19 protein-coding genes are annotated in these 18,228 nt (G+C 45.9%); 5 read left to right on the forward strand and 14 right to left on the reverse strand.

The window, feature by feature from the left end; genetic code table 11:
- Positions 1-17 precede the first annotated feature (17 nt).
- The 3 genes from QHH00_05605 (at position 18) to QHH00_05615 (ending at position 3,164) form a co-directional block, all read left to right on the forward strand.
- Positions 18-251: a hypothetical protein gene (locus QHH00_05605; protein MDH7508856.1), complete on the forward strand. Its 234-nt coding sequence runs from the start codon at positions 18-20 to the stop codon at positions 249-251.
- Positions 252-511: 260 nt separating this feature from the next.
- Positions 512-3,016, forward strand: a complete 2,505-nt coding sequence (locus QHH00_05610; GenBank protein ID MDH7508857.1) for a heavy metal translocating P-type ATPase — start codon at positions 512-514, stop codon at positions 3,014-3,016.
- A 4-nt stretch (positions 3,017-3,020) separates the two neighbouring features.
- Positions 3,021-3,164 (forward strand): YHS domain-containing protein, encoded by a 144-nt coding sequence (locus tag QHH00_05615; GenBank protein ID MDH7508858.1) that lies wholly within the window; start codon positions 3,021-3,023, stop codon positions 3,162-3,164.
- 10 nt (positions 3,165-3,174) lie between these two features.
- Here the strand turns inward: QHH00_05615 and QHH00_05620 are convergent, their stop codons facing one another.
- From QHH00_05620 to QHH00_05675, 12 genes are all read right to left on the reverse strand, one after another.
- A complete protein-coding gene (locus QHH00_05620) occupies positions 3,175-4,749 on the reverse strand; it encodes an FAD-binding oxidoreductase (GenBank protein ID MDH7508859.1) in 1,575 nt (524 codons plus the stop codon).
- Between the two features lie 1,178 nt (positions 4,750-5,927).
- A complete protein-coding gene (mobB, locus tag QHH00_05625; protein MDH7508860.1) occupies positions 5,928-6,677 on the reverse strand; it encodes a molybdopterin-guanine dinucleotide biosynthesis protein B in 750 nt (249 codons plus the stop codon).
- Entirely contained in the window at positions 6,652-7,560 is a 909-nt protein-coding gene (gene moaA / locus QHH00_05630) for a GTP 3',8-cyclase MoaA (GenBank protein MDH7508861.1), read from the reverse strand. Before moaA ends, mobB begins: the two co-directional genes overlap by 26 nt.
- 126 nt (positions 7,561-7,686) lie before the next feature.
- Entirely contained in the window at positions 7,687-7,914 is a 228-nt protein-coding gene (locus QHH00_05635; GenBank protein ID MDH7508862.1) for a hypothetical protein, read from the reverse strand.
- A gap of 83 nt (positions 7,915-7,997) precedes the next feature.
- Positions 7,998-8,456, reverse strand: coding sequence for a GIY-YIG nuclease family protein (locus tag QHH00_05640; protein ID MDH7508863.1), 459 nt, complete (start codon positions 8,454-8,456; stop codon positions 7,998-8,000).
- A 3-nt stretch (positions 8,457-8,459) separates the two neighbouring features.
- Positions 8,460-8,861 carry a metalloregulator ArsR/SmtB family transcription factor gene (locus tag QHH00_05645; protein MDH7508864.1) on the reverse strand — a complete coding sequence of 134 codons (402 nt, stop codon included), beginning with the start codon at positions 8,859-8,861 and terminating at the stop codon, positions 8,460-8,462.
- Positions 8,862-8,923: 62 nt separating this feature from the next.
- Positions 8,924-9,892 carry a methyl-coenzyme M reductase family protein gene (locus tag QHH00_05650; GenBank protein MDH7508865.1) on the reverse strand — a complete coding sequence of 323 codons (969 nt, stop codon included), beginning with the start codon at positions 9,890-9,892 and terminating at the stop codon, positions 8,924-8,926.
- Positions 9,870-10,448: a methanogenesis marker 17 protein gene (locus QHH00_05655; GenBank protein MDH7508866.1), complete on the reverse strand. Its 579-nt coding sequence runs from the start codon at positions 10,446-10,448 to the stop codon at positions 9,870-9,872. Before QHH00_05655 ends, QHH00_05650 begins: the two co-directional genes overlap by 23 nt.
- A 3-nt stretch (positions 10,449-10,451) precedes the next feature.
- Positions 10,452-11,678 carry a methanogenesis marker 15 protein gene (locus QHH00_05660; GenBank protein MDH7508867.1) on the reverse strand — a complete coding sequence of 409 codons (1,227 nt, stop codon included), beginning with the start codon at positions 11,676-11,678 and terminating at the stop codon, positions 10,452-10,454.
- On the reverse strand, positions 11,675-12,109 hold the full coding sequence (locus QHH00_05665; protein ID MDH7508868.1) for a methanogenesis marker 5 protein: 435 nt from the start codon (positions 12,107-12,109) through the stop codon (positions 11,675-11,677). The genes QHH00_05660 and QHH00_05665 overlap by 4 nt, the downstream gene beginning before the upstream one ends.
- Positions 12,106-12,531: a methanogenesis marker 6 protein gene (locus QHH00_05670; protein MDH7508869.1), complete on the reverse strand. Its 426-nt coding sequence runs from the start codon at positions 12,529-12,531 to the stop codon at positions 12,106-12,108. The genes QHH00_05665 and QHH00_05670 overlap by 4 nt, the downstream gene beginning before the upstream one ends.
- A gap of 1 nt (position 12,532) precedes the next feature.
- Positions 12,533-14,092, reverse strand: a complete 1,560-nt coding sequence (locus tag QHH00_05675; protein MDH7508870.1) for a methanogenesis marker 3 protein — start codon at positions 14,090-14,092, stop codon at positions 12,533-12,535.
- A gap of 153 nt (positions 14,093-14,245) precedes the next feature.
- Between QHH00_05675 and QHH00_05680 the strand changes: the two genes are divergently transcribed.
- Positions 14,246-14,827, forward strand: coding sequence for a hypothetical protein (locus QHH00_05680; GenBank protein ID MDH7508871.1), 582 nt, complete (start codon positions 14,246-14,248; stop codon positions 14,825-14,827).
- 5 nt (positions 14,828-14,832) lie between these two features.
- Here QHH00_05680 and mcrC read toward each other — a convergent pair whose 3' ends face one another.
- Together mcrC and atwA are read right to left on the reverse strand one after the other, a co-directional pair.
- A complete protein-coding gene (gene mcrC, locus QHH00_05685) occupies positions 14,833-15,507 on the reverse strand; it encodes a methyl-coenzyme M reductase I operon protein C (GenBank protein MDH7508872.1) in 675 nt (224 codons plus the stop codon).
- Positions 15,504-17,129, reverse strand: coding sequence for a methyl coenzyme M reductase system, component A2 (gene atwA / locus QHH00_05690; GenBank protein MDH7508873.1), 1,626 nt, complete (start codon positions 17,127-17,129; stop codon positions 15,504-15,506). The genes mcrC and atwA overlap by 4 nt, the downstream gene beginning before the upstream one ends.
- 127 nt (positions 17,130-17,256) lie before the next feature.
- Between atwA and QHH00_05695 the strand changes: the two genes are divergently transcribed.
- The gene (locus tag QHH00_05695) at positions 17,257-18,222 is read left to right on the forward strand and encodes a DUF2111 domain-containing protein (protein MDH7508874.1); all 966 of its coding nucleotides are present in this window, start codon (positions 17,257-17,259) and stop codon (positions 18,220-18,222) included.
- Positions 18,223-18,228: the final 6 nt, after the last annotated feature.

Below are 18,228 nucleotides of genomic sequence, written 5' to 3' on the forward strand. Positions count from 1 at the left end.
TCAAATTCATAGATCACATGGACATAGCTGTTGCCCATTATGAAGAGCTCCCTTATATTCTCATCATTCGGGAATCACCACGAGATAGAGTCACACTCAGAGGGTTTTGCTTTGTGGACTACAACGGCTATGAGCTCGCTGAGCCTTCCGGCATCCAGAGTCGATCGGTATTTCCGGATCATTCTGAGATTCTCTATACCCATGATTTTATGACTGGATGTCGGAACACCTATCTTACCTCACTTAGCTAATTGCCAAAAAACAGTCGACTATTTTCTTGAATGGCTCTAGACTTGCTGACACTAAGTTCTATTGTAATGTAAGGGAGTCTTCCTTCGCTATATTCTTTTTGAATTCAAAAGGTAGTTTAGAATAAATCACGCTCAAATGAAAGACATATTGGCTTTTCGATGAACATATACATAGAATAAACTACAAATCAGGAGGTTACCCGTTTTTTCGGAATAAAGTTAATATGGTTTCTGTTGTCCTTTTATGATTGTTAATCATTATGAAAGACGACCACAGGCACGAGCAACCCCCAGCTGCTGGAAAAGACGAACAAAAGAAAAAGGCCACATTACCCATTATCGGAATGACTTGCGCGACCTGTGCACAGACAATTGAACATACCCTATCCGGATTACCTGGCGTTGAATCCGCTTCAGTCAATCTCGCAGCAGAAAAGGCGACCGTAGTCTACGACCCCAAGAAGGTTCAAATCGATGAGATGAAGAAGGCTGTTAAAGCAGCTGGCTACGATATCGTACTCAACGATGTGACCCTTTCGATATCTGGAATGACGTGTGCCACCTGCGCCGAGACAATCGAGACTGCGTTAAATCGCATCGAAGGGGTGAACAGCGCAGTTGTCAATCTGGCAAGTGAAAAGGCAAGAATACAATATGATCCTAATCTCGTAAAGCTCTCGGACATCAAAAGAGCGATCAGGGAGGCAGGCTATGATGTTCTTGAAGCGGAAACTATTGATGAGGAGAAGTTGGCTAGGCAGAAAGAGATGAGGAGACAGAAGAATCTGCTCATCTTCAGCCTTTCTCTGAGTATTCCTACATTTGTCCTCACAATGGTTCTTGATTTTTCTCTAATCAAAGTCACTGAGGAAATGATGAAAATCGGTAACATCGTCCTGTTCCTTCTGGCAACGCCAGTGCAGTTTGTTGCAGGCTATCAATTCTATATCGGAAGCTACAAGGCTCTGCGCAATAAGAGGGCAAACATGGATACTCTTATCGCCATTGGCACATCAGCCGCTTATTTTTACAGTACGGCTGTCGTCTTTTTCCCCTCAATCATATCGTTCGAACATGTGTATTTCGACACATCAGCCCTCATTATTTCTCTAATACTTTTGGGAAAGTACTTGGAGGCGAGGGCGAAAGGGAAAACATCAGAAGCTATTAGAAAATTGATGAATCTCCAGGCCAAGACCGCCCGTGTTCTCCAAAACGGCCAAGAGGTCGAGATACCGATTGATGAACTCGAAATAGGCAATATTTTTGTTGTGAGGCCAGGGGAGACGATCGCAACGGATGGGATTGTTATCGATGGGCACTCTTCTGTCGACGAATCGATGATTTCAGGTGAGAGCATTCCAGTTGAGAAGGAGGTGGGCTCCGAGGTTATCGGCGGTTCGATCAACAAAAATGGGTTGCTCAAGGTGCGCGCTACGCGAGTCGGAAAGGACACAGTACTTGCACAGATCGTCAGGCTCGTCGAGGAAGCACAGGGTTCCAAGGCACCAATCCAACGTATTGCTGATCGCGTTTCTGCCTATTTTGTCCCCGCGGTTATTGTCATTGCCCTTGTTAGTGCACTCCTATGGTATTTCATCGGATACGACGTATTCGAGATCGCCGAACCACGCTTCATCTTTTCCCTTTCAATTTTCATTACAATCCTCGTGATTGCTTGTCCCTGTGCACTCGGGCTTGCAACACCAACTGCCATTATGGTAGGAACAGGAAAAGGTGCTGAGTTTGGAATACTGATCAAGAATGGCGAAGCCCTAGAATTGGCTGGTAGGATCAATACAATTGTTTTCGATAAGACAGGTACTCTCACAAAGGGAGAACCAGAGGTAACCGACGTGATCTCTTTTTCACAGGGGGAGGAAGAGATCATAAGGTACGCTGCAATTGCAGAGAAGGGATCAGAGCATCCCCTTGGAGAGGCGATTATCCGGCACGCAAAGGAAATGGGAATCGAAGTGCCCGACGCGGATGAATTCGAGACTTTACCTGGAAAAGGGGTTGTCGTGGGTTTTCGTGGATCAAAGATTCTCTTTGGGAACAGGAGCCTAATGAAAAGTGCGCAAATCGATATATCGGGGATCGAGGACTCGATGCAAAGGATCGAGGATGAAGGAAAAACTGTGATGATCCTCGCACTCAACGGAACAGTCATCGGCTTGATCGCCGTAGCAGATGTTTTGAAAGAGACCTCGAAAGAAGCAGTCGCTGAGTTAAAGAAGATGAAGATCGAAGTTGCGATGATAACAGGTGACAACTGGAGAACTGCCAATGTAATTGCGAAAAAACTTGGAATAGATAGGGTACTGGCAGAAGTTCTTCCGGAAGACAAAGCTAAAGAGATTACAAAACTCCAAAAGGAGGGGAAGATCGTAGGAATGGTTGGTGACGGTATCAACGACGCGCCGGCTCTGGCACAAGCAGATATCGGCATCGCGATCGGCAGTGGCACGGATGTTGCAATCGAAACGGGCGATATTGTTTTGATCAGAAACGATTTGCTGGACGTCGTCGCAGCGATTCAATTGAGCAAGAGAACGATGAGCAAGATCCGACAAAATCTGTTTTGGGCATTTGCGTACAATACGGCTGGGATACCGATCGCAGCTGGTATTCTCTTCCCCTTTTTCGGCATACTGCTCCAGCCAGTCATTGCGGCGGCGGCAATGGCAATGAGTTCCGTTTCCGTTGTCTCAAATGCGCTATTATTGAAGAGATATGTCCCTGAAATAAGGAAGGCGAGGTGATCGTGTGGCAAAGGACCCAATATGTGGAATGGAGGTCGATGAAAAGAGCGCGAAGTGGATTTCAGAATACAGAGGCAAGAAATACTATTTTTGCGCCCCAGGTTGTAAGAAAAAGTTCGATGCAGACCCTTCAAAGTATGTGAAATAAAAAGGGCCTCTCAATGCGTAGGCCCTTTCTTTTCTTTTTCCGCTTTTTCTATCTTATATTCCTCCGCCTTTTTATCGATATCTTGATCCTTCGGCAACATCTTTTTCGCAACTGCAAGAGCATCCATTCCGAGCTCAAAAAGTGTTGGAGCGACGTGGATTCCCTGTCGGGTCACCGTCTCAATGAGCTTGCCCGGGTTCATAATTCCTTTCTGATCAATGGCATTCTTGATTGCTTTAATGTATTTCACTCCATTTCCCCGAATTGTCTTCAGATTAGATGCAAAGAAGATGCCGAAACCGAGAGGACGTCCACCGTGCTTGAATGCAAGGTCCGAATACTTTTTGTTGAATGAGAGAGAGGTAACGCTCTTTAGAAGACTCTCAGAGTCAAAAAGATAATATGGCATGAACATCGCAGTATTCCTGTCAGCCATAATGCCGATGACTGCGCCCTCCATCTTCATTTCCTCCATAAGGTCGTAGGTATCATTCGCCATCGCTGAAAACTTCCCTAATGGCACGACGACCTCTCCTGGGATCGCACCCATACCAATCTCCCTTGAGCGGTATTCATAGCAGCGCTCCTCCCATTCATGCGTTGCTACATCATCTGGCATTTTCTTCGCACCATGATTCTCCATGATCTTGTCAATTACCTGCTCTTCGTGCTTGACTATTTCAGCATCGCCTTCGAGCATGAAACTGAGCATGCTTCCAACTTCGGGCGCATGCTTTCCGGCTTTTCTCAAGAGCTCATAATGTTTTCCGTCTCCAAAGGATATATGAAGTGGCTCCACCCTCGACCGGCATACCTCCATCAACGCTGGTCCCATTGATGCCAGATCGTTGAAGGCATAGGAGAGCGGCCGCATCGTTTCTGGTGCGGGAACTAGCCTGAATGTCACCTTAGTGATGACACCGAGCGTCCCCTCTGCGCCAACCATCAGCCAATTGAGATTATAACCAGAGCTATTATCGCAGACTTCGTCAAATCCAGTGTTAATAACATCGCCATCTGGCATCACAACTTCCAGATTTCTGATATTATTGCCCGCAGATCCATACTTATAAGTACCAATTCCAATACCGCCTGTAGAGATCCACCCAGCAAGCGTCGCGCTTGGAAAGCTGCTTGGGTACGAACCGAGGAGGAGACCTTTACTCAAGCAAGCCTCGTAAACCTGCTTCCACGTAGCCCCTGCCTCGGCGGTAACACAGAGATTTTCTTTATCGATCTTAAGAATCTTGTTCATCCCTCCGCTCATGTCGATTAAGATCCCGCCAAAAGCTGGGATACTTCCGCCTAGACCCCAAGTCGAACTGCCACGAGGTGTGATTGGTACGTTTTCTTCAGCAGCAATTTTCACAATCTTTTGGACATCTTCTGTTGATCTGGGCCTTACAACAACATCTGGAATGTTCTTGAAAGCCAGTTGTGCTTCCTTAGGAAGTGGAGCGAGGTCATGACTATAGAGAAGTCTTTCAAATTCACTTGTTTTGACATTCTCCTTTCCTAGCGCCTCCTCGAGCCTTTTAATATACGCAGGCAAGGTGCTCGTCTTTGCATCCTTCGCTGGATCCATTTTATCTCCTCCAAGGCATGGACTACTGAGTTCTTCAGGCGATAATTCCTCGTGCTATTTTAAATCTATCACACGACAGTCGATCATTTCGAAGTCTATTAGAATCGAGGGAATCTGTACTGTCCAAATGACCACTCATAAATGATAGCAAATCCACCATGCGACAGTGCAAAAAATTCGATGCCCAAAGATTACGGTGCACTGGGCGTCAACTCGTTTGCTGCATTCCATAACTGCTCCGCAAAGCAGTCATAGATGCTCACATTCGAGCGTCCATTCCTACCACGGTGTCCATCCTCTTTTGGAGGACAGAGGGCCGTTGGCGAATCCGCAGCTCATTCCAGTTTCCATGGCAACTGGTTATGACGCGCGGATCGCGGCTTAAGCCGCAAATGGATCCCGGACGTCTTTACACCGTCCAAAGACGATGTAATCGATCCGTTTTCCCCAGGTGCATTCCGCCTTTGGGCAATTTTTATACGCATGGCGGTGTATTTATAAGTTGTCTCCGCAAATTTGTTGATTTACGTGTTTTATATTGTGGCATAATCAGCAAGTTATGTTTCCATTTAAAATCGATATAATCACGTAAAAAAAAGAATTGTCCGTGAAGGGCGAAAAGAGTTCATTATAGACGCGATTTTTCACTCTAATAACTCGATCTACATGAATCGAATTGCGTGTTCAATTAGAATACATGCAACGAGACTTATCAATAAAAGAAGACCTGTACAATATAATGGGGTTTGCAGGAAGCCGAAACAGCCACCGGCGGCCCGGGGCCGGTCATTCCACAAAATGACCTCATGACCTCGCGGGCGGCCGACAAATCGTCCACCTCGGGCCCTTAACCGCGTCTCGAGACGCTCAGCCAGGCTCGCGAGAAAGTTTGTATCGAACCTCTAAGAGGGATTGATTCAAACTGCGGCATTTCTCCGCGGACGAATCTGCGATCCATTCCCATCCAATGGGGAATGTCTAGGTGGTCTTACCGGCTTCTTTCTGCCCCAATTATTAAATATAGTTACCCAGTCCTATATATAGATTATTGATTCATTTTTTTCAAATCAGATAAAAGAACACATCATGGATCAAAAAATGAATCAACGCATGCGAGAAAGGATGAATTGAGCAGTAAATCATGGGAGGCCGTACGAAATATACATCATGTCCAATCATTATTCCTCAATATGTCTTGGAAAATCAACTGAGATCCTGATGGATTCGGGATCACTGACGTTCTTTAATGACTTGACCAGACCGCTTACCACGTTACTTACGAGTTCAGATACGAATTTATTTATCGGGATTTCGTCCCCGTTTACAAAAACCTTCACCCTTGCATCGCCAATATTTTTGCATTTAGAGAGATCTTCAACTCCGTCAATAATGGCATTTGCTAGATCTTCGCATCCATTAAAACCGCATTTCTTGCAGTTCAGCCCCGGGAGTTTTTCTAGGATGCGCTCCTTCCTTACTCCCTTTTCAATCAAGCTTATACAATCCTGAATACATTCTTCCGGTTCCGCGCAGCGGAGGAGGACCGGTCCATTGACCTCCGCGTCACCGATGACAACTTTGGGAATGTTAGACTGCTTGAATCCCTCAACAATGATGACATCGGGTGAAGCAATTTTCTTCAAGAGGGACAACGCGTCGTCCAGGGAATACGGATCATTAAAATAAATAACTGATTCATTTGATGAAATCCCAATGACAGGGTCACTCCCAGCGAGAAGATGACGTGTTGTGTCTTTCCCTGCTGGTATAAGCACATTGCCATCATGAACGTGCTTGATCGAAGAGACCTTCAAAGAACGGGCAGTCAACTCTCTTAGAAGCGACTCGATTAAAGATGTTTTACCTGTGCCCGATTTGCCGACTATCCCGATGATCAGGGAATCACCTCCAGTAAGGCTCTCTAGCACTCACTGCAACCTTGAATAAGTTGATCAATTCTGCTTCCGATGCATTTCTCCTGATCGCAGATAGGATATCGACGCTTCCATTTTCGCTCAAAAGACACGGCTTTAGATGTCCACTAGACGTCACACGTAAGCGGTGGCAATTTGCGCAAAAACTGCTATTGTGCATCGGTCTGACTATTTCCACTTCTTCTGGGAGATAATATTTCTTTCGATTATGCAAGCTCCTTGAAACGATCTTTAATGCTCTGGATTCCAAATAACTCTCGATCTTTGTCAGATCACAGTGGTGATCCGCATAAAAACCCTCGTTAATTCTTTCCTTTTGGGTTTCGAGTTCGATGAGCTGCAGAATTCCACCGACTTTTTTTGAGAACTGAATCATGTCGTCAATTTCATTTTCATTAATCCCTTTCATAACTACCATATTGATCTTGAGAGGAGTGAGCCCTGCACTTATCGCTTTTTCAATGCCATCGATCACATCGTCTAATACATCGCTACCAGTGATCATTCTATATTTCTCGTGGTCGAGTGTATCAAGACTCACATTCACTCGCTTTAACCCAACAGCTTTTAGAGCCTCAGAATAATCCGCGAGGAGCGTTCCGTTTGTCGTCATTGAGATTTCTTCAAACTTATTGGCACATTTCGAGACGATCTCAACAAGATCGTCCCTAATAAGTGGTTCACCACCGGTGATCTTTAACTTATTCATTCCCAATAGCGAGGCGATCGTCGCTATCCGAGCAACTTCATTTGGAGACATCTCATCTCCACTTGATCTCTCGCCCTCTCTGTGGCAGTAAAGGCAATTGAGATTGCACCTTTGAGTCACGGAAATCCTCAAATTTGTCAGTTGACGCCCATAAGAATCAATTAACATATCGATCGCCACGAATAGCGATATGTCAATTCAGATATAACGATAAATAGTTTTTTCACACTTCGATCCGATTGAATTCCCAAAGGAATGGATTAAAATAAGCTAGCTGAAATTGTCGCCGAATTATCAAGACTCTCTCATCGATCTTATGAGCGACCTGATCTCTTTAATTTTCTCATTTAGTTTTTCAATCTTCTGCTCATTCTTCTGTCTGATCCTCTCATAATCTTCTTTCCCAATTTTTCTGTCTTTAAATTTTCGAAAAGCCTCATCGATCTCTGCACGATACTCACTTTTGATTGCATTGATCTCTTTTATTTTCTTCTCGAGACGCTCGATCTTTGGCGTCAGCATTAAAATCGCTCCTTTCTGCTGGTCGATTATAGGGATAAATAGCTACTATGAGATATTAACAATACTACAAATGACACCGAATCTCACTGCCTAGGAACTTGCTCTGACTCTCTAACCCAAGTGTACGAAAGCCAATTATTCTCTCTGGCGATTTCTTTGATATGCATAAGCATTCTTCCAGTGATCTTATGCAAGTGGGAAAAACAATCACAATCGGATGAGCCAAACCCTTCCAAAAATGGTCTAGAATCAATAATTCTCTGTAGATAGGCGTTGATCTCACATTCTATTCTTACTGGTGAAGGGATAAGAATGGCCTCAATGGGAGCGCCGTATTCTAGAAGGTAATCGATGTGCCAATGCTTCTTTTTTGTTTTTGAGAAATGACGCGTGACGCGGGGGTATAGACCGTTCATCGCGGAACCAACGTAAGCGTAAAGCCCTTTTTTGAAATTGAACCTCCCGAGTCGACCTATGGAGATTTCGCTGGTTTTCGGGAGTTTGACGATCAGAATATATGCCCCGGTCTGGACATTCTCCATGACTCACTCTCTTGATCGATTTAGATCGGCTTCTTCGTGAAAAATTGAAGGAAGTGCTGACAGTAATTTCTCCCCGAATTCAGTCACGCTGTAGATAATCCAGTTTGCCTCTTGTTTTCCGATGATAAGGCCAGCATCTTTCAGAATAGCTAAATGATATGAAAGCTTAGAATCTTGAACCGAAGTGAGCGCTTTGATCAAACAAACACAAAGAGGTTGTTTTCGGAGTATGAGAAGGATTTTTACGCGCAGAGGATCGGATATTGCGTGAAATGTTTTGCTCACTCGCAAGATTTCTTCATCAGAGGGGAGTGAAGATGAAATGCCCTCCAAACCGCCTATCTCCTCAAGAGATTGCCTTATGGGATCGGGAATCTCCATCTTTTTTTCCTCTTCGGCTACCATTGTTAGCCCCCAAAAAACATGAATTAGATCATAATTGATATGAGCATAAGAGGCCACTGTAATTATTCTTTCGCAGAAGCGGCTGATCGATCGCCCAACGAATTCACTGATCCGAGTTGATTCATCGATTCGACTTTTGATGCGCTATAGATTCTGATCAATGTGCTTCCGTCGAGTCTTGAATCCGAAAGCTCGGCGATCTCTCTAAGTTTGCGTCCGTAGACTTCAATCGACTCCAGCTGATCTTTCCATTCATAATAAGGTATTTTCACTCTTAATCCATCGAGATGTAGAACGATCGGCGCCGGCCTCAGACTCTTTTGTACGACTGGTAGCGTTTCGATACGCTGTCTCACCTCAGCTGGATGGACAAATAGCGGGTCTTCATCGATGATCCTCCTCCGTTCTTCAATCACCTTGCTAACTTTTTCAGCGACTTCCTCGAGCTTCGCGATGTCCTCGGCACGTCTCATTCGCTCAACTCTTCTACAGACACCAGATACAATGGCCTTGCAATTTGGGAGAGCATCAATCGACGGACCGCACGCAACGACAACTGGCACCTTAATGTCCTCGAAAAGGCGTACCTTCTCCGTCTTAATACAGTCCTCAAAGTTACCTAGGACAAAAACAGCCGCATCATACTCATTGATTAACGCCTTTTCTTCGGCGCTAATCTGCGCTGATTTTCTACCTTTTCCGCGGGCAAGGCCCATGACGACGGTGATCGCTCCATATCTACGAAGGTGCTCGGCGATGTCGCAGACAGGATGAGGCATGTGATGCCGTCCGAGCGTCGGTGCCACGACGGCGATCTCCGTCCCACCCAGGGGAATTTCCGTCAATTTTGCTCCGAGCTCCTGAGACTTTCTTTCAATGACATCTTTTTCTTCCTCCGGAATCGCGAGAGTGACCAATATCTGCACATGTGTCTGGGTCTTCTGGATGATGAAACCGCCAACATCCTCGACGAGCTCATAAAGCTCATTCACACGGTAGACGCCACCATCAAAGAGAAGCACTTTGTACATCAAGGGCCTCCATATCAGCGTGAGCCTTTTCAGCCAGCCGCTTCCATTCCTCTTTCATTTCATATTCTGTTGCCAAAATCGTGATGACGTTTTCCGAAGAAAGATCATATCGGATCTTGAAACCTTCTGGCAATACCCTCCACAGGGCATCGAGGACCTTCTTCCTCAACTCCTCCCCGCGATCAATCGCGATTTCTGAAATCTCCTTTTCATCAATTCCTTTACAGAAAATTTCAAGTCTTGAAAGCTGCTCGATTCGTTCCCTTCCGTAGAGTTGCCAAAGCAACGACATTAGCGAAGGCGCATAGTTCTCATCGGTGATGTTAATGTAGGTTCCCTCCTTGCTTTGAGAGATCTCGGCAATCTCATTAATTCGAATTTTGCCGGCTGCTTTCCTCGTCTTCACCGAAATGAGGAAGAGGGGATCTGATGGTCTGATGACAAATCTCACTGCCTCCACATGTCTCGTGATGCCTATATCGAGAAGGATGCTGTTAAACAACTCCACATAACTCTCATTTCCAAACTCTTCAGGTCCTTCCACTTTGACTATCATTGTTCAACCCTCGAGGAACCCTGATGCGAGCAACGCCGCACCGGCCGATCCGATATACTGGGAATTTTTAGGAACGATGGGTTCCTGGCCGAGTATATCCTTCATCGCCGTCACCATACCACTGATAAGTGATGTTCCCCCTACTTGAATAACTGGTTGTCTGATATCAATCTCCTGCAATTGTTGTTCATAGATCTGTTCCGCAACACTGTGGCATGCGGCAGAGGCAACATCCTCGATCGAATTGCCCTCAGCCAGCGAAGTAACAAGGTCCTGTATTCCAAAAATCGAGCAGTATGAATTCATGTTGATTTTTTTGTAGTTACCTGCATCCGCGAGTTTTCCAAGCTCCGTAATATCTACTTTGAGTCTTTTCGCCACGATTTCGAGAAATCTTCCCGACGCACCTGCGCATATACCGCCCATAGTGAAGTTATCAGGAATTCCGTCGCGGACGGTGATAGCTTTGTTGTCCATTCCTCCAATATCGATTATCGTTGCCTCTCCCTTTTGCCTGTCTGCCAGCCAAACAGCACCCTTTGAATTGACTGTCAATTCTTCTTGAACGAGTTTCGCTTTCAATTTCTTTCCAATGATATATCGACCGTAACCAGTCACACCGATAGCCTCAACTTCGCTTAACTTCACACCTGCCTCCTCTAGGGCTTTTTCGAGCGCTTCCTCTGCCGAAGCGATGACCTCGCCTGTTGGGAGCCAGTATTTCCCGATAACCTCGTTATCTCTTATGACCATTGCCTTCGTGGTCGTTGAACCCGAATCGATACCAACGGTCAATCCAACTTGCCTTTCCCTGGCGAGCAAGTCCTTTCGAGTAACGATAGTTACCAGTGCTTCCATGCGCGTCAACAGCTGGCCAGATTTCGTTCTTTCCGTGAAGGAATAAGTTACAACAGGTAGTCTCGTATGATTTTGTATGTACCGCCGTACCTCGTTTCTGACCAGTGCTCCCTCAGCGCATCGAAAGCAGCTTGCGATAAAAACGGCATCGGCGTCGTATCTCCGGTGAGCGAGCTGTACTGCTCTGGCGATCATCATCCTGAGTTGGGGGCTTGATGGTGAAAAACCGAATTCCTCGACAGCAGAATCGATATCCTTAAGATCAACATCTGGAGCGACCATCTTTGCGCCGACGATACTCGCAGCCTTTTCGATTTCCGCTTGCACACCGCTATATTCTGTTCCGCACGAAAGCTGCGCGATCTTTATCATTTCAGCCCCTCCAGGAATTCTTTAATTTTGATGACCATGAGTTTCGCTTCTTCTTCATCAGTGGGATAAGGAATTTCAAGGATAGGGATCCCCTTTTTGCGCAATAAGTACTTCACCATTTCGTTTGTCCGGTGACACCCAACACAACCGAAGTAGTATGGAGCATCCTCCATGATAATGGCGGCTTCGGCCTCGTCAATCAAAGGTCCCCACAATGCAAGACGACCTCTGATTCCCGAAGGAACCTCAATGCCCGCGTACTTGAGACCTTTCTTCACGTCTTCAGATGTGACATTGACTGGGGGGGAATCAATCTCCAGATCTGTGACCTTTTCTGCAATTGCTTTCATAGCACTCAGTGGTTCGTGTCCAAAACGCTCGACGAGATCAAAAAGTATGAGGCTATTTGGAGGCATGATAAATACTTTCATCTAATCACCTCCTCAACGATCCGCTTGAAAGCGTCCACCGACAGTCTTCCTTTCTTTTTTCTTTCAGATACTCTCTCATTCCTCTCCGCTGCACACAGACCTTTCTCTATGAGTGACAACATTTCCCATTCCTTCTCAAGCTGCGTAAACCCAGGCCTTGAGCCATGAAGTGCCCTGCACCGGCGCTGGTCGCCAACGGGAAATCCTCTCAACTTTGAATAGATGCGGTTGGGGTCAAGCTTCCTTACTTCACGAATCGCCAGTTGTACATCTTCTTTTTTCCCTTCGATCATTGCGCCATAACAAGTTTCCTTTACTGTGATATTCTTTCCAAGGCTGAGCAAAAATCGAACAATTTGATCTGGTGTTATCTCAGAACTGGGTGCGATGACAATCATCCTTGTTTCATTTTTTTCGCTCACACTAATTCCCCTTTTTTCGTCGTCTAGTTATCTTCCTTTTCTCTCCCTTTCTCTCCCTGAAATAAACGATATCGCCATCTTTTATCCCGTGCATTAGTCTATCTAAGTCACTAACGAGCTTGCCGGCAAGATTTGTTCCGTAACGCTCTTCTCCCGTCGGGCCAAACTCATCACTTTCCTGGAGTCTAATACCAATGAGGCCGCGGTGCGGCCTTGACATATTGGTGACACCCAAATCACCTCTTGCTGAGACTGCATCAAAAGTCGCTTCTGGGACTAGATCAGCTGCTTCCCTTGGATTGCCCTCGAATGTGACCATAGGCAGTCCCTCATAAGTGAAGTGGACCTTCATTGTCCCGATCGGCTTGTGATCAAGACCCGTCATCTTCCGGATGTAGTAGGCCGTTTTCGGAGAGAGAGTGTCGTAAAGCTCGATTTCATGAAGTTTCTCAGGAGGAATCCCAAAGGTTTCAACTTCTTTTTCTGATATAACCTCCATTGTCAGCTCTGGCTCCTGTTCCACGATGATCGCATCGTCCGATGTGTCGCCAGTTCTGACCTGCTTAAATCCCCTCTTAGCTAAGAATTCCTCCCCAGCAGATTGTGTCAACCCAATGGTGAGGATTCTTTTTGGTTCTGTAGTGATTGTAATTTTCGATCCAGCTTTAACAGCCCGTATGAGATTTCTTCCTTTCTTAATCGTTCCGACAAGATTATGAGCAGGTAAGATCTGCCTCCTTATCTTGTAAAAATAAATGCGCCCCGTACCAGTTCCCTCATGGCGAACTGTAACAGTATCAGCATCCCTGATCGCTGAGTCCTCAGGTACTAGGGACACGTTCATTCTTGTTGAACACGCCGCATATGTGAACGTCGTCTCAGTGATCGGAAGGACGCCTCTTTCTGTGAGAACCAAGAAATGCTCGGCGCTCACAGGTGAATTCCGATTCAAAAGAACATGAACGTAACTTTCGACCATCATTCCATCTTCAAGTCTGAAATCAAGATCGCTCGTAACGATGACATCATGTTCACTCTTCTCGACGAAGACAGGGTCGACGCTGAGGATCCTGTCGCCTTCCTCTAAGTGATCGAGCAAATGCCTACCGCGGGTGATCCTACCTACGAGACCAGCCCTAGTTCCGTAAACCCCCTCGTGGTCCTCACGCGAGACCATCAAATAACTCGTCCTGTTATCAAAACCACCTAGGGCAAAGAAACAGTCGAACTTTGAGTACCGGCAAGGTGATCTATCAACGGGCAGTGAGGTAGGAAATGAACCAATTGCAATCACCTTTGACGTCTTCCACCGGATATTTTTGCCAGCAATATGTCCGAAAATTTCCTGGAAAAGGGAGGCGCATTCCGAATCATTCAGATGAAGAACCATTTCTCCCTTCGTTGTTTTTATCGAGAAATCTCTTGTTTCTTCCCGCAAGATCTTAGAAGGCCGGATGATTGCAACGATCGATCCAGTTTCATAGATCTCTCTATTTAAGACCTGCCCTAGCGTAGATCCATCATTGATCTGGATTTCCTCACCATTGAGTACGATTTTCATCTGGTCCTCGTTGTCATGACTAGCCGAAATAAATAATTTTTCACTTCATAAATCGGTTTGCAGCATTTCCAGCAGGAGATACTTGATTCGCGCGGGAAAAAGCGTGTAACAATTATAATGGTATGAGGGATTACAGATTTAAGGACCGATCAAATGAACGATAGAAATATAATCCTTGAGAGGGTAGAACGAAAAATCCGAGGAATACCTGGCGTTGTTGATATGGTCTTTCTCGACAATGAATTTAAGGAAAACATCATCGCCCTTGAAAAGAAAGCGGAGGAGAATGGTGCAGTCGGTGGTTTGATGCCCTTTGTTAATAAGGGGGTATGGGAAGCACTCAATCGAGATGTATCTTTTATCATGATTATAAACAAGGTCAGCATTCCAGAGGTAGCATCGGACCATACAATCTACCTCGTCGATCAAAAAGGACAAATTTTAGGTGAATACGTGTCCAAAGATAGGCTGGCGAAACTTAAAGACAGAGAAGATGTATGCTTTCTCAGCGACGATTTTGTGCTGTACTCAGATATCGAAATCGTAGGCGAACCGTATTTCTTAATCCCGGAGATTGAGTTTCACGGTCTTGATGGGATCGAGGGAATAACGAGAGTGACCTCGGGCAGTATCTCCACCCTATCGGATTTCTTCGTAAGGTACGCGAAAGGTTATCTTGAATCAAAACATTGGACGCATCTCGTAGGATTTGACATCGTGGAGGATCAACCTTAATAGACTCATGTCTTTTCAAGACCCAGAGAGGCCCGTGTCCCAATTGAAAAGGGGGACGTCGGAGGCACCCTCCTCCCCTCAAGATTTCTTTTAACCTTTGAAACGATTTCATCAAGTTTTGCCTGGGGACATGTGACACCCCGGATTACGCCAGTAACGATATCAACAATCTTCCCCTTCGTCGCAATGTTCTCCTTCGTTGGCATGACGAGGCGTGTCTTGACACCGATTCTCGCAAAATCCTCAAAGTCAACTGGGGCTTGACAGACAATGACCGCTGGAAGATTGACATTGCGGAGGATTAAGCGCGCTTTGTAAATGATATGGTTCCGCACATTTCCAAGATGTATGAGGACTAATTTGAATTGCTGGATTCGCTCGACCTCTATGGGATCCAATCCGAAGATCGATCCTGTGCTCACGTCGGGGGCATCTGCCGGCACACCCGAACCAGCGTTGATCACAATGACACTTGTGTCTATGCCCTCTTCCCTCAGTGCATATGTTATCTCGCAAACTGGTTTTGTGATATGTCTCTTGCCTGGTCCCATGGCGACTGCTACGACATCCCTGCCACTTTCCGAAATCGTCGCCCTCTGTGCGAGACCGCCACCGACACCCAATCCTCTTGACTCCCTACACTCTACGAACTTAGTATGACGTCCGATCCTCTCTTTCAAGCCTCAACACCGCCATGAGCCAGCATCTCTTCCCCGAGATCACCAAATTCCGCAACTATGTCCTTGGGATCGCCAAGGGCGACGATCTTGCCATTCCTCATGAATGCCGCTCGGTCACAGCAATTGACAACAAAGTCCATATCATGGCTGACGATAAGGAAAGTCTCGCCTAGTTCCTTCCTTGCGCTGAGAACTGATTTAGCGACGGAAATTTTCGTAATCGGATCCATCGTCCCTGTAGGTTCATCAAGGATGACAATCCTCGGTTCTCTGATTAACACCTGAGCTAGTGCAATCCTTTGTTTCTCCCCAACGCTCAACGATTCTGGATATGATTTAAGTAGCCGGTCAATCTCTTTCTGGTCAAAGCCTACGCCGGCCAGCACTTGAATGGCCTTCATCTTCGCGAGTTCCGCTGGCATCTTCATGCCGATGCATACCGTAAGATTCTGAAGTACCGTATGAAAAGGATAGAGGCTGTATTCCTGATGTAGCACGCCTATATAGGGAGTTGCGCGACCCTTTCCCATTGGTCCAGATTCTACCATGTCAACCCAATCGTCGCCAATTCTGATCAAAACTTTTCCTTCTGTTGCTGGCGTGATACCGGCTATCATCCGAGACAATGTCGTCTTCCCAGCCCCACTTAAACCGACGAGGCCAAAGATTTCCTTTTCACCAACTTCAAAGGATACGCCATCAACAGCTTTGACAACCCCCCTTACTATGGAATAGAAATACTTTTTAGCGTTTTCGACACGAATAATCGGTTGGCCGATTGGAATAATCTCAGTTTCCTTCGGGCCGTAACCGATCATGAAATCCCGCGTGACTTCCTCTGGAGATCCGCGTTTTACCATTTCTCCTGATTCGAGCCAGATCGCTCTGTCAGAAAGGCGATTGATCGCTTTTGGCCAATGAGATGTTACAACCATCGTCATGCCATTTGATCTAACAGCGTTAATCAACGTATTATGAACGATATCAGCCGTCTGAGGATCGAGTGTGCCCGTCGGCTCATCAGCAAGGAGCAATATTGGATCTTTCGCTAATTGTCTAGCTAATACGCACCTCTGTTTCTCTCCCCCGGAGAGATCCCTCGCAATATGAGTGACACGGTGTGAAAGATTGACCATCTTCAACAATTCGATTGCCCTTTCGACTTTTTCTTTTTCAGTATATCGATTTCCGAGGGCCTCAAAAATATTCTCTACCACGGTTAAATCACCATAGAGGGCAAAAGTCCTCTGGAGCATGATCGCGATTCGTTCTCTGATTGCGATCCTCAGGGGATCTCTTTCAGGGAGGCTCCAAAAATCAACTTCGATGATCTTCATGTCAGTCCCACAGGCTTTACATTTGATCTGTGGAATTGGACGATCGACCCAACCGCATTTTGGGCACCAACTAATTCTGTAAATGACTTTACCCGTGTCAGGCTTGTAATCAGGGTTTCCCCTCAACATGTTAATGAATACTGATTTACCAGAACCGCTCCTCCCTATCAAGCCTAGAACTTCCCCGACGTTGATGACGGCACTTATATCTCTTAGAACCGTTGTGCCATTGAAAGTTTTTGAAATGTTGTCAACGATTATCAGGGGATTTGATTGTTCCGACATATCGGTAGGGTTACCAACATCAGCATATAAATGCTTTGCCAGACATATTACGATTGTTATTTACGAATTGATTCTTTTTATCTGTTAATAAGAAAATTTAATAGGATGGATGTATTATCCATCCTGGATGCCCACGACCCTTTATTCATATAGCACTGGAGGACCGACACCGAAGTTTTCACCATATCATGTCTGGAAGGCATATTGGTTGATAAGGAATAATGGACCGATCGGAAGAAAGGCGCTATCACGCGCATTAAGAATCGGGGAGGGCAGCACGAGAACCATCCTCGAGAAAATGGTAAGAGATGGATGTGCGGAAAACACGAATAGAGGGGTAATACTTACCGAAAAGGGAAAGAAAAAATTTGACAATTGCGGGATTATTGCCAAACAGGTCGATATTAAAGGGATAGCAATTGGTAAGTACCATTGCGGGGTTCTTGCAAAGGCACGTGCGTACTTGATAAATCTGGGCTGTGAACAAAGGGATGAAGCGGTCAGAGCTGGAGCGATGGGCGCGACAACGCTTGTCTGTAAGAACGGAAGAATTGTTTTTCCCGGCGATGAAAAGTATCCATCAAAAGAAGTTGAAGATGCTTTACGAAGTCTCTTCTTCGTGGAAGATGGTGACGCAATTATCATTGGGACTGCTTCCTCTTATGAGGCTGCAGAGCGGGGTGCAGTGAGCGCAGCTCTCGCACTCGATGACCAACGAAATCCATGCTGGCAGGACAGTGGGACGTTCATTTCTCAAGATTCCGAGGCCGAGGATCTTAAATGTATTGCGCTTGCTATCCATGAACTTGTGGGGCGGCTTCCGCTTACAATGAGAAGTAAGAATCACTATGGTGTGAGATGCGAGGACGGAGAGGTCATCGATACCAATTACACAGGGCCTGTACTCGAAGAAGCCCTCAGGAAGAATCAGATCGTCAGAAAGATCGCTCCAAGCGGCCCTTATCGAGGCGTTCCTATCGTTGCAGTTCCTATACTAAAGAAGAGAGAGGCCGTCGCGGTCATCGGTGTCGTTGACATCACGAAGGGAGCGGTTTTCGAGATCCTCAATAGGATGAGAAAGGAGCAACTTTGAACGAAT

Source organism: Methanomassiliicoccales archaeon, from assembly GCA_029907465.1.
GTDB lineage: Archaea > Thermoplasmatota > Thermoplasmata > Methanomassiliicoccales > JACIVX01 > JACIVX01.

What these genes read in the sequence shown, in the direction of transcription:
- QHH00_05605 (MDH7508856.1), top strand. Translation starts at nt 18, where the DNA reads ATGGACATAGCTGTTGCCCATTATGAAGAGCTCCCTTATATTCTCATC.
- QHH00_05610 (MDH7508857.1), top strand. Translation starts at nt 512, where the DNA reads ATGAAAGACGACCACAGGCACGAGCAACCCCCAGCTGCTGGAAAAGAC.
- QHH00_05620 (MDH7508859.1), bottom strand. Translation starts at nt 4,749, where the DNA reads ATGGATCCAGCGAAGGATGCAAAGACGAGCACCTTGCCTGCGTATATT.
- moaA (MDH7508861.1), bottom strand. Translation starts at nt 7,560, where the DNA reads ATGTTAATTGATTCTTATGGGCGTCAACTGACAAATTTGAGGATTTCC.
- QHH00_05635 (MDH7508862.1), bottom strand. Translation starts at nt 7,914, where the DNA reads ATGCTGACGCCAAAGATCGAGCGTCTCGAGAAGAAAATAAAAGAGATC.
- QHH00_05640 (MDH7508863.1), bottom strand. Translation starts at nt 8,456, where the DNA reads ATGGAGAATGTCCAGACCGGGGCATATATTCTGATCGTCAAACTCCCG.
- QHH00_05645 (MDH7508864.1), bottom strand. Translation starts at nt 8,861, where the DNA reads ATGGTAGCCGAAGAGGAAAAAAAGATGGAGATTCCCGATCCCATAAGG.
- QHH00_05650 (MDH7508865.1), bottom strand. Translation starts at nt 9,892, where the DNA reads ATGTACAAAGTGCTTCTCTTTGATGGTGGCGTCTACCGTGTGAATGAG.
- QHH00_05655 (MDH7508866.1), bottom strand. Translation starts at nt 10,448, where the DNA reads ATGATAGTCAAAGTGGAAGGACCTGAAGAGTTTGGAAATGAGAGTTAT.
- QHH00_05660 (MDH7508867.1), bottom strand. Translation starts at nt 11,678, where the DNA reads ATGATAAAGATCGCGCAGCTTTCGTGCGGAACAGAATATAGCGGTGTG.
- QHH00_05665 (MDH7508868.1), bottom strand. Translation starts at nt 12,109, where the DNA reads ATGAAAGTATTTATCATGCCTCCAAATAGCCTCATACTTTTTGATCTC.
- QHH00_05675 (MDH7508870.1), bottom strand. Translation starts at nt 14,092, where the DNA reads ATGAAAATCGTACTCAATGGTGAGGAAATCCAGATCAATGATGGATCT.
- QHH00_05680 (MDH7508871.1), top strand. Translation starts at nt 14,246, where the DNA reads ATGAACGATAGAAATATAATCCTTGAGAGGGTAGAACGAAAAATCCGA.
- atwA (MDH7508873.1), bottom strand. Translation starts at nt 17,129, where the DNA reads ATGTCGGAACAATCAAATCCCCTGATAATCGTTGACAACATTTCAAAA.
- QHH00_05695 (MDH7508874.1), top strand. Translation starts at nt 17,257, where the DNA reads ATGCCCACGACCCTTTATTCATATAGCACTGGAGGACCGACACCGAAG.